General features: G+C 43.6%; 8 protein-coding genes. 6 read left to right on the forward strand and 2 right to left on the reverse strand.

The window, feature by feature from the left end; all coding sequences use genetic code 11:
* Nucleotides 1–93 precede the first annotated feature (93 nt).
* On the forward strand, nucleotides 94–2265 hold the full coding sequence (locus V6259_RS02465; RefSeq protein WP_341583180.1) for a Tex family protein: 2172 nt from the start codon (nucleotides 94–96) through the stop codon (nucleotides 2263–2265).
* 124 nt (nucleotides 2266–2389) lie between these two features.
* On the opposite strand, the gene V6259_RS02470 is transcribed toward V6259_RS02465, so the two are convergent.
* Nucleotides 2390–2983 (reverse strand): FMN-dependent NADH-azoreductase, encoded by a 594-nt coding sequence (locus V6259_RS02470; RefSeq protein WP_341583181.1) that lies wholly within the window; start codon nucleotides 2981–2983, stop codon nucleotides 2390–2392.
* A 162-nt stretch (nucleotides 2984–3145) separates the two neighbouring features.
* On the opposite strand from V6259_RS02470, the gene V6259_RS02475 reads away from it, so the two are divergent.
* Complete coding sequence (locus V6259_RS02475; protein WP_341583182.1) at nucleotides 3146–4051, forward strand: LysR family transcriptional regulator; 906 nt, start codon at nucleotides 3146–3148, stop codon at nucleotides 4049–4051.
* A gap of 159 nt (nucleotides 4052–4210) precedes the next feature.
* Here the strand turns inward: V6259_RS02475 and V6259_RS02480 are convergent, their stop codons facing one another.
* Complete coding sequence (locus V6259_RS02480; protein ID WP_341583183.1) at nucleotides 4211–4402, reverse strand: hypothetical protein; 192 nt, start codon at nucleotides 4400–4402, stop codon at nucleotides 4211–4213.
* Between the two features lie 835 nt (nucleotides 4403–5237).
* Between V6259_RS02480 and V6259_RS02485 the strand changes: the two genes are divergently transcribed.
* The 4 genes from V6259_RS02485 (at nucleotide 5238) to V6259_RS02500 (ending at nucleotide 10340) form a co-directional block, all read left to right on the forward strand.
* Complete coding sequence (locus V6259_RS02485) at nucleotides 5238–5687, forward strand: REP-associated tyrosine transposase (RefSeq protein WP_341583184.1); 450 nt, start codon at nucleotides 5238–5240, stop codon at nucleotides 5685–5687.
* A 910-nt stretch (nucleotides 5688–6597) separates the two neighbouring features.
* Nucleotides 6598–7968 carry a bifunctional UDP-N-acetylglucosamine diphosphorylase/glucosamine-1-phosphate N-acetyltransferase GlmU gene (gene glmU / locus V6259_RS02490; RefSeq protein WP_341583185.1) on the forward strand — a complete coding sequence of 457 codons (1371 nt, stop codon included), beginning with the start codon at nucleotides 6598–6600 and terminating at the stop codon, nucleotides 7966–7968.
* Between the two features lie 58 nt (nucleotides 7969–8026).
* Nucleotides 8027–9853: a glutamine--fructose-6-phosphate transaminase (isomerizing) gene (glmS, locus tag V6259_RS02495; protein WP_341583186.1), complete on the forward strand. Its 1827-nt coding sequence runs from the start codon at nucleotides 8027–8029 to the stop codon at nucleotides 9851–9853.
* Between the two features lie 130 nt (nucleotides 9854–9983).
* The gene (locus V6259_RS02500) at nucleotides 9984–10340 is read left to right on the forward strand and encodes a hypothetical protein (protein WP_341583187.1); all 357 of its coding nucleotides are present in this window, start codon (nucleotides 9984–9986) and stop codon (nucleotides 10338–10340) included.
* Nucleotides 10341–10450: the final 110 nt, after the last annotated feature.

Raw genomic sequence — 10450 nt, forward strand, 5'->3', positions numbered from 1 at the left:
AGTTTCACCTGTGAATTCTAATGAAAAAAAACCAAATATGCGAATTTAATAATCTATTAAAACTTACATAAAGTGTAAAAAATAGGGTAAATAATGAGACGTCTTGAAAATACATTAAGCCGAGAGTTTTCTATACAAGAAAAATATTCCCGAAATATATTAGCCATGTTTGAGGACGGGGCGACGGTTCCTTTTATTGCTCGCTATCGAAAAGAAAGTACAGGTGGAATGTTAGACGTGGATTTAAGGCGCTTTCATGAACGCTGGCAATATCTTGTTGAATTAGAAAAACGCAGAATATCTATTTTAACAGCACTTGAAAATAAACCTGATTGCCCTAAAGGCGTGATAACAAAAATTAACCAAGCAATTACAAAATCTGAATTAGAAGATATTTTCGCACCATTCAAAACAACGCGTAAAAGCAAAGCGTCTGAAGCGATAGAAATTGGATTAAAACCCCTAGCAGAAGACTTGTGGGCAGGCACGCTATCTGAGCAGCCTCAGGACCTAGTTCAATGGTTGAAGAGCAGGTCACTAGAGATAGAGGTTCAAAAAGCCTTAGAGGGCGCATTAGATATTATTATAGAAACCTTATCTCAGGATACGGAACTTCTGAAGCAAGGGCGTTCTTTATTGTTATCCATAGGCCAAGTGCAAAGTAAATTAGTGCGAGGCAAAAAAGACGTAGGTGAGAAGTACAGAGATTATTTTGATTATAGTGAAGCGGTTAAAAAGATACCCTCTCATCGATTATTAGCGTTATTTCGGGGTAAAAAAGAAGCTATTTTAAAGCTGAGTATTAATCTACCAAATGAAACGGGAGATCTGTCTCGGTTAAATCTGGATCATTTAGCATTTATTTTCAGCCCACAAGTAGAAAGAAATGCTGCTTTATGTAAGTTGAATGTCAATCAGAAACGATATTTGTTCTTAGCGTGGGAGAAAAAGCTAAGTGCTAAACTTGAAAGTGATATTTTCTCTGTTTTAAAAGAACAAGCGGAAGAGGGGGCTATTAATGTTTTTGCAAACAACCTTAATGACTTATTAATGTCCGCTCCAGCAGGTCCTCATCGAGTGATAGGCGTGGACCCAGGTTTTCGTAATGGCGTTAAACTCGCCGTTATTAGTGAATTCGGGGAGCTTGTTGATCATGGTGTTATTTATCCATTCACTTCTGAAACTCAAAAACAAAAAGCCATATCATCACTTCTAAATTACATTACGCAACATAATGTTGAGTGGTTGGCTATTGGTAATGGCACCGCATCTAGAGAAACAGAACAGCTAGCCAATCAGCTGATTCAAGCAGAAGGGCTGTCTTGTCGCGCAGTGGTAGTGAGCGAAGCAGGCGCATCGGTGTATTCTGCATCTGATGTTGCGATCAGCGAATTTCCCGATTTGGATGTGACCATTCGTGGCGCTGTATCCATCGCTCGACGTTTTCAAGATCCGCTCGCTGAACTGGTCAAAATCGATCCTCAAGCCATCGGAGTGGGCCAGTATCAACACGATGTAAAGCCCGCGCAGTTGGCCAGCTCATTAGCTAATGTCGTAGAAGACTGCGTAAATAAAGTCGGCGTGGATGTGAATCTCGCCTCGGCGTCATTATTGTCTTACGTCGCGGGTCTATCCAACCGTATGGCGCAAAATATTATTGATTACCGCCGCCAAAAAGGCCGTATCGAATCTCGTGAAGAGTTGTTAAAAGTGAAAGGCATAGGCGCCAAAGGCTTTGAACAATGTGCGGGTTTTTTAAGAGTATTAGAAGGTCGCGAGGTATTAGATAGCTCAGGCGTGCATCCGGAGTCTTATCCACTGGTACGGACCATGGCGAAAGCGATGAACATGCAGATCCAGAGCTTATTAGGCAATGTGTCGGCGATTAACCAGTTGCAACTTAAGTTTGCTGACTTTTCGGGTATTGACCGTTATACCTTTGACGATACATTAAAAGAGCTGGCCAAGCCTGGCCGTGATCCTCGTCCAGAGTTCCGTTATGCCGAGTTCGATCAAGGTGTTCAGTCAATGTCTGACTTGGTTGAGGGAATGTCATTAGAAGGCGTTGTAACTAATGTCGCGGCTTTTGGCGCGTTTGTAGACATAGGTGTGCATCAAGATGGGTTGATCCATATTTCGCAGCTTGCGGATCGCTTTGTGAAAGACCCAAGAGACCTAGTACGAGTAGGGCAGGTAATAAAAGTCACTGTACTGGAAGTCGATGAGAAGCGAAAAAGAATCAGCTTAAAAGCCGCTGGTTTATAAATTAGAGGTCTATAAATTACAGGCTTTAAAAAAACTATTGCAGAAAAAACTGATTGGGTGCGAAACACCCAATCGGTTAGTAATGACCAATAACAGCCAGCAAAGCCAATATCGTGAACCCTGTTTACAACGTAGCCGCAATATCGCTTTTTGCTTTTATAAAAGCGTCAGCACCCGCTTCGCCCAAAGCTTGTCCGCCTGCGATAAAAGTTTCTTTTACATTTACACCAATAAAAGCCAAGAAGGTTTTCAAGTAAGGCACTTGATGATCCATGGCGGTCTCTGCCAAAAAGCTACCACTTGCAACAAAAAGATAAGCGTCTTTGTTTACTAAGCCAACAGGGCCATTTTCAGTGTATTTGAAAGTACGGCCCGCGCGAGCAATGTAATCAAAGTAAGACTTTAAGGTAGACGGAATACCGAAGTTATACATAGGCGCAGAAATCGCAATCACATCAGCGGCTTCCAACTCTTCGATTAATCCATCACCAATGGCAACGATGGCTTGCTGCTCTGGTGAACGCTCTTCTGCAGGAGTAAACAATGCACCCAATGTTTCGCTCGTGAGGTGAGGAAGAGGTTCTGCATTTACATCGCGAACAATGACTTCACCATTTGGGTTTTTTACTAACCATGCCTCCACAAACTCATTTGTGAGCTGGCGAGATTTAGAGTTATCGCCAGAAGCACTGGAATCAATGCGTAATAAAGTAGCCATAGTGGGTTCTCCAATAAAGTCGTTAAGCTGAATGATTCAGCGATTTGTTTCGATGTGGCTATATTAAGGGCAGTTAATTCGATAAAAAAGCGCATTATTTAGCAGATATCAATCGAAAAATACGATATATATAATGTTTGAATCAACAAAGAGAGATGAGCAGTGAGAGCACCTCGAGTAACATTGGAGCAATGGCGAGTATTACAGACGGTTGTCGACAAAGGTGGCTTTGCGCAAGCCGCAGAAGCGTTACACAAAAGTCAGTCGTCTGTCAGTTACACCGTCGCCAAGTTACAGGAGCAACTAGGCTACCCTTTATTGGTTATCGCTGGGCGTAAAGCAAAATTAACTGAGCGCGGTGAGGTGCTACTACGTCGCTCAAGGCATCTTATTAAAGAAGCCGTCGACCTTGAAGAACTCGCTAATACCTTAGGTCAAGGCTGGGAGCCAGAGCTAGAAGTTATTGTTGATCAAGCCTTCCCAACCCCAGCATTATTAAATGCATTAAAAGCGTTTGAGCCACAAAGCCAAGGCACACAAGTACAGCTGAAAGAAGTTGTCTTAAGTGGTGGTCTTGAAGCACTTAAAAAAGGTCATCCAGATTTAGTATTAAGCAGCATTGTGCCAAAAGGGTATCTTGCCGACCCCATTGTTGAAGTTGAAATGATAGCCGTCGCAGCGGCAGAACATCCTTTGAATCAAGAAACTTTACCAATAAACAACGAAAGACTGAGCCACGAGCTTCAACTAGTTATTCGTGACTCCGCTGTAGAAGCCCCCATCGACGCAGGTTGGTTAGGTACCAATCGTCGCTGGACCGTATCCAGCGTACAATCATCCTTAGAAATTGTAAGCAACGGAATTGGCTTCGCCTGGCTACCAAAAGCAGACCTAAAAGAAGCCTTAGAAAACGGAAAATTAAAAGTACTTAACCTAGTCTCAGGCGGCGAACGAGCATTCTACATGTACGCCATCTTCGGCAAAGGCGAACGCACCGGCCCCGCCGCCAGACTACTCGTCGAACTCCTACAAAAAGAATGCAACCTCTGTCCAAACAAAAACCTCTAGCCAAAAGCCACGGAACACACGAACCAACCACACGAGACACCAGTGAAAATCGACAGGTCTTGCACTGTCACTTGTAGGTCAGCCTTTAGGCTGATGACCACTGTGCCAATAAAATCAAACAGACGAGACACCTGTGAAAATCGACATGGTCTTGCACTGTCACTTGTAGGTCTGCTTACCTTGAAAAAGAGCGGCTGATGACCACTGTGCCAATAAAACCAACCAGACGAAACACCTGTGGAAATCGACATGGTCTTGCACTGTCACTTGACCTGTCACTTGATCTTTCACTTGTAGGTCAGCCTTTAGGCTGATGCCCACTGTGCCAATAAAACCAAACAGACGAGACACCTGTGAAAATCGACATGGTCTTGCATTGTCACTTGCCCTTGATCTTTCACTTGTAGGTCAGCTTACCTTGAAAAAAGAGCGGCTGATGACCACTGTGCCAATAAAACCAACCAGACGAGACACCTGTGATTAACATGACTCTTTTTTCAACTAACAAACCATCACCTGCCATTTCGACTTTAGCTGATGATTGGATGCAAACAATCTCCAGTTATTAGCCTAAAGGCTAACCTACAAGACCTGACATTCAGGATTAACCTGATTCAACCAACTTGCCCTTGCACTTGACCTGTCATTTGTAGGTCAGCCTTTAGGCTGATGACCACTGTGCCAATAAAATCAAACAGACGAGACACCGGTGATTAACATGACTATTTTTTCTAACTAACAAAACCATCACCAACATTTTGACTTTAACCGACGATTGGATTCAAACAATCTCCAGTTATTAGCCTAAAGGCTAACCTACAAGACCTGACATTCAGGATTAACCTGATTCAACCAACTTGCCCTTGCACTTGATCTGTCACTTGTAGGTCAGCCTTTAGGCTGATGACCACTGTGCCAATAAAACCAAACAGACGAGACACCTGTGATTAACATGACTCTTTTTTCAACTAACAAAACCATCGCCTGCCATTTCGACTTTAACCGACGATTGGGTTCAAACAATCTCCAGTTATTAGCCTAAAGGCTAACCTACAAGACCCGAGACAAGGTGCCTGACACCTGTGATTCACGAGACTCTTTTTTCAACTAATAAACCATCGCCCATCATTTCGACTTTAATTTTCGTCTACAATAAAATAAAGGGAACTATAAAAAAGGATGCTTTATGTCATGGAGCGATTTAAGAAAAGGTAGATATTCAAAATCACAGGGTGAATATCTTATAACCTTTAAAACAGAAGGTAATCGCACTTATTTTCAGGATTTCAAACTAGCATGTTTGTTTTGTCAGCAAATAGAAGTGAACGAAATCAACCATCAATGTACCTGGTTAGCTTGGGTGCTCATGCCTGATCATTTTCATGGATTACTTCGCTTAGATTCGCAAACCGATCTTTCGGTCGTGATAGGATCATTAAAAGGAAGAAGCGCTAAAATTCTTAATCATTCTAGAAACTCCAAAGGCAGTATTTGGCAAACGAGATTCTACGATAGAGCGCTTCGAACTGAAGATGACAGGAAGAATATAGCCAGATATATAGTCGCTAACCCACTTCGTAAAAAATTGGTTAATAGTGTTAGAAGCTACCCCTTTTGGGACTCCGTTTACCTTTAGGCTGATGACCACTGTGCCAATAAAACCAACCAGACGAGACACCTGAGATTAACATGACTCTTTTTTCAACTAACAAACCATCACCTGCCATTTTGACTTTAATCGATGATTGGGTGACAAGCATTTGTAGGTCAGCCTTTAGGCTGATGACCACTGTGCCAATAAAACCAAACAGACGAGACACCTGTGATTAACATGACTCTTTTTTCAACTAACAAACCATCACCTGCCATTTGGGCTTTAACCGATGATTGGATTCAAACAATCTCCATTTATTAGCCTAAAGGCTAACCTACAAAAACCAAGACCAAGCCATCACCTGCCATTTGGGCTTTAGCCGATGGTTGGATGCAAACAATCTCCATTTATTAGCCTAAAGGCTAACCTACAAGACCCGAGACCAAACCATCACCTGCCATTTTGACTTTAACCGATGATTGGATTCAAACAATCTCCATTTATTAGCCTAAAGGCTAACCTACAAGACCTGAGACCAAGCCATCACCTGCCATTTCGACTTTAACCTACGATTGGATGCAAACAATCTCCATTTATTAGCCTAAAGGCTAACCTACAAAAACCAAGACCAAACCATCACCTGCCATTTTGACTTTAGCCGATGATTGGATTCAAACAATCTCCATTTATTAGCCTAAAGGCTAACCTACAAGACCCGAGACCAAGCCATCACCTGCCATTTGGGCTTTAACCGATGATTGGATGCAAACAATCTCCAGTTATTATCCAAAACCAATCTATAAGAAGCTGTTGTGTCGATTCTAATATCGACTTTTGTTTTTAATTGTCATTTTATTTATGACAATTGTGGTTGAGCTGATGTGGTGCTCGGGGTTTAATAGACACAATTATTCCTATTTTATTAAACAAACGTCTAAAACAAGGACGATCTATGACACAGGATATTGTTATCCTCGCTGCCGGTAAGGGCAGCCGTATGAAATCTAAGCTTCCTAAAGTACTGCATTCCATTGCTGGAGTGCCTATGGTGAGACGAGTACTGACGGTTGCGAGTTCTTTACCAAATGCTGTTTTGCATCTTATTGTTGGGCATCAAGGTGAAGATGTCGCTGTAAAATGTCAGGATTTTTCGGCCAATATTGTTTGGCAAAATGACCCACAAGGTACTGGCGATGCTTTGAAGCGAGTTGCACCTCATTTGCAAGAAGAGGGCTCAACGCTAACTTTGTACGGCGATGTGCCTTTGATCCAAACCAGCACCTTAGAAAAGATGACATCTTTATCGACGCCTAATTCTTTGGTGCTGTTGACCGTTACTTTGGAGAATCCCACAGGCTACGGCCGTATTGTGCGTAATGCAGGCAACAAGGTCACGGCGATTGTTGAGCAAAAAGACGCTAATGACGAAGAGTTAAAAATTCAAGAAGTAAACACGGGTATTTTGCTGGCTCCTAATGCGCATTTACAAACATGGCTGGCGGCGCTTACCAATAACAACGCCCAGCAGGAATATTATCTGACCGATATTATCGCCATGGCTGCACGCGACGGTGTCGACATAGTCACGGTGCAGCCGTCTTCTGAAACCGAAGTGTCCGGAGTGAATGACCGAGTACAATTGGCCGCATTAGAGCGCGTTCTACAACGCCAACAAGCCGACGAGCTGATGAGAAATGGCGCGACCTTACTCGACCCTTCACGTATTGATGTGCGTGGAGAGTTAACCACAGGGCAAGATGTTGTGATCGATATTAACTGTATCTTTGAAGGCAAAGTGGTGATCGGTGATGACGTTGAAATAGGGCAAAATTGCCACCTAAAAGACTGCACCATAGGCAAAGGCACTATTATTAAAAGCAACACGCTAATTGACGATAGCCAAGTCGGCGAGAACTGCGATATTGGTCCGTTTGCTAGACTTCGTCCTGGTACGCAATTAGCGAATAAAGCCAAAATTGGCAACTTCGTCGAAACCAAAAAAGCCATGATTGGCGAAGGCAGCAAGGTCAATCACCTTAGTTACATTGGCGACACGCAAATGGGCGCGGGCGTCAATATCGGTGCTGGTACGATCACCTGTAACTACGATGGCGTGAATAAATATCTGACCCAAGTGGCAGACAATGTGTTTATCGGTTCTAACTCTGCGTTAGTCGCCCCTGTCAGCATTGCTGCCGGTGCGACCATTGCCGCCGGGTCAACCATCACCAAAAATGTAGCGTCTAATCAGCTGGCCTTAGGCCGAGCTCGTCAGACCGCAAAAGACAATTGGCCTAAACCGACTAAAAACACGTCTAAATAAGCCAGCCATTAAAAAGAATCGCGTTCTTTTTAACCAATAGAATCGAAGGACAGTACACATGTGTGGAATAGTAGGAGCAATTGCTCGCCGTAATGTATCTAAAATCCTTATTGAAGGATTAAGTCGCCTAGAATACCGAGGCTATGACTCTTCAGGTATTGCTATTAATAACGAACAAGGGGTTTTCTCTCACCGTGCAGTAGGCAAAGTGCAGGCGCTAAAAGACAAATTCACCGCAGAACCTCTAGATGGCATGATAGGGATTGCTCATACACGTTGGGCCACTCATGGCAAGCCAACAGAAGCCAATGCGCATCCGCATTTTTCAGGTGACGAGCTAGCCCTAGTGCATAACGGCATTATTGAAAATCATGAAATATTGCGCAGCCAATTAAAAGCCAAAGGCTACGAGTTTAAATCAGAAACGGATACCGAAGTGATTGTTCATTTAATTCATAATGAACTTAAAACACAGCCAAATTTACTAAAAGCCGTTCAAGCGACATTGACTCAGCTAGAAGGTGCGTTTGCCATTGCAGTGGTAAATAAAACCGACAAAGAGCGTTTTATTGCGGCTCGTAAAGGCAGCCCTTTAGTGGTTGGCGTGGGTATCGAAGAAAACTTTGTCGCGTCTGATCAGTTGGCACTTTTGCACGTAACAGACAAATTCATCTTCTTGGAAGAGGGCGATGTCGTCGAAGTGACACGAGACAATGTGGTTATTTATGATCAAAAAGGCGAGCGACAAGAGCGCCCGGTCAATGTCTTTAACCACAACGTAGACGCTACCGACAAAGGCGAATATCGCCATTACATGATGAAAGAAATCTACGAGCAGCCAAGTGTTATCGCAGCTTGCTTAGAAGGTCGCATCAGTGAAAACAAAGTGTTAATTAACTGCTTTGGTGCTGACTCTGCTTTTCTAAAAGATGTAGAGAATATTCATATCGTTGCTTGTGGTACTAGTTATCACGCCGGACTTGTCGCCAAATATTGGATAGAAGATTTAGCTGGCTTACCTTGTAGTGTCGAAGTCGCCAGTGAATATCGTTACCGTAAAGTTGCCGTGCCAAAAAACACGCTGTTCCTAACCTTGTCTCAATCTGGTGAAACGGCGGATACGTTAGCCGCCCTTCGTAAAGCAAAAGAGCAAGGTTACTTAACCACGCTGGCTATTTGTAACGTACCGTCTAGTACACTGGTTCGTGAATCGGCATTAACTCTGATGACCCGAGCTGGCGCTGAAATTGGTGTTGCATCAACGAAAGCCTTTACTACCCAGCTAACGGCTTTATTGATTACCAGTATCGCGATTGCCGTAGAAAATGGCCTGTCTGCCGAGCGAGAAAAAGAACTGGTTCAAGCTATGCGCTCGTTGCCAGCGTATGTAAACGCCGCCTTGTTACAAGATGAGCACATTCAAAAAGTGTCAGATCGCTTTGCCAACAAGCACAACGCCTTGTTCCTAGGCCGTGGTGCCATGTACCCGATTGCGTTGGAAGGCGCCTTAAAGCTGAAAGAGATTTCTTATATACATGCCGAAGCTTACCCTGCCGGAGAGCTGAAACATGGACCATTAGCGCTCGTCGATGAAGACATGCCAATCATCACCATGGTGCCGCATAACGGCATGCTGGATAAATTAAAATCCAACATGCAAGAAGTCGCAGCCCGTGGCGGTGAGTTATACGTTTTTGCCGACCGAAGCACCAATCTTCATAATGAAGACAACATCATCTTCACCGAAGTGCCAAAAGTAGAAGAGATACTAGAGCCCATCGTACACACGATCCCACTGCAACTCTTGTCTTACCACGTCGCCGTTGTAAAAGGCACCGATGTCGACCAACCGAGGAATTTAGCCAAATCCGTAACGGTCGAATAAAAAGCCCCTCATCATAATCTTCCTTTGTGGTTGTTCAATAATTAACTATACAGGTTCATAGTTATGTATCCTGGTCCATAGTTATATATTCTCCTTGTATGGTTGGTTCTAACCATATGAGGAGAGTTTTATGGGTGCTACTTACAATCGTTTTTCCGATAATCAGATATCAAAGAAAATTAACAGCGGCAGAGGAGAAAAGAGCTCTTACAAACCATCACCCATCTTTTCGACTTTAACCGATGATTGGATGCAAACATTTGTAGGTCTGCTTACCTTGAAAAAAGAGCGGCTGATGACCACTGTGCCAATAAAACCAAACAGACGAGACACCTGTGACGATCTAGATGGTCTTGCCCTAGCTCTCCCCCTTAACTTCAAGGGGGAGCTGGAGGGGGTTGCACTGGATCTTGACCTAGAACTTGACCTGTCATTTGTAGGTCTGCTTACCTTGAAAAAAGAGCGGCCGAGACCACTGTGCCAATAAAACCAAACAGACGAGACACCTGTGACGATCTAGATGGTCTTGCCCTAGCTCTCCCCCTTAACTTCAAGGGGGAGCTGGAGGGGGTTGCACTGGATCTTGACCTAGAACTT

This window comes from Marinomonas sp. TI.3.20 (assembly GCF_038155025.1).
GTDB lineage: Bacteria > Pseudomonadota > Gammaproteobacteria > Pseudomonadales > Marinomonadaceae > Marinomonas > Marinomonas flavescens.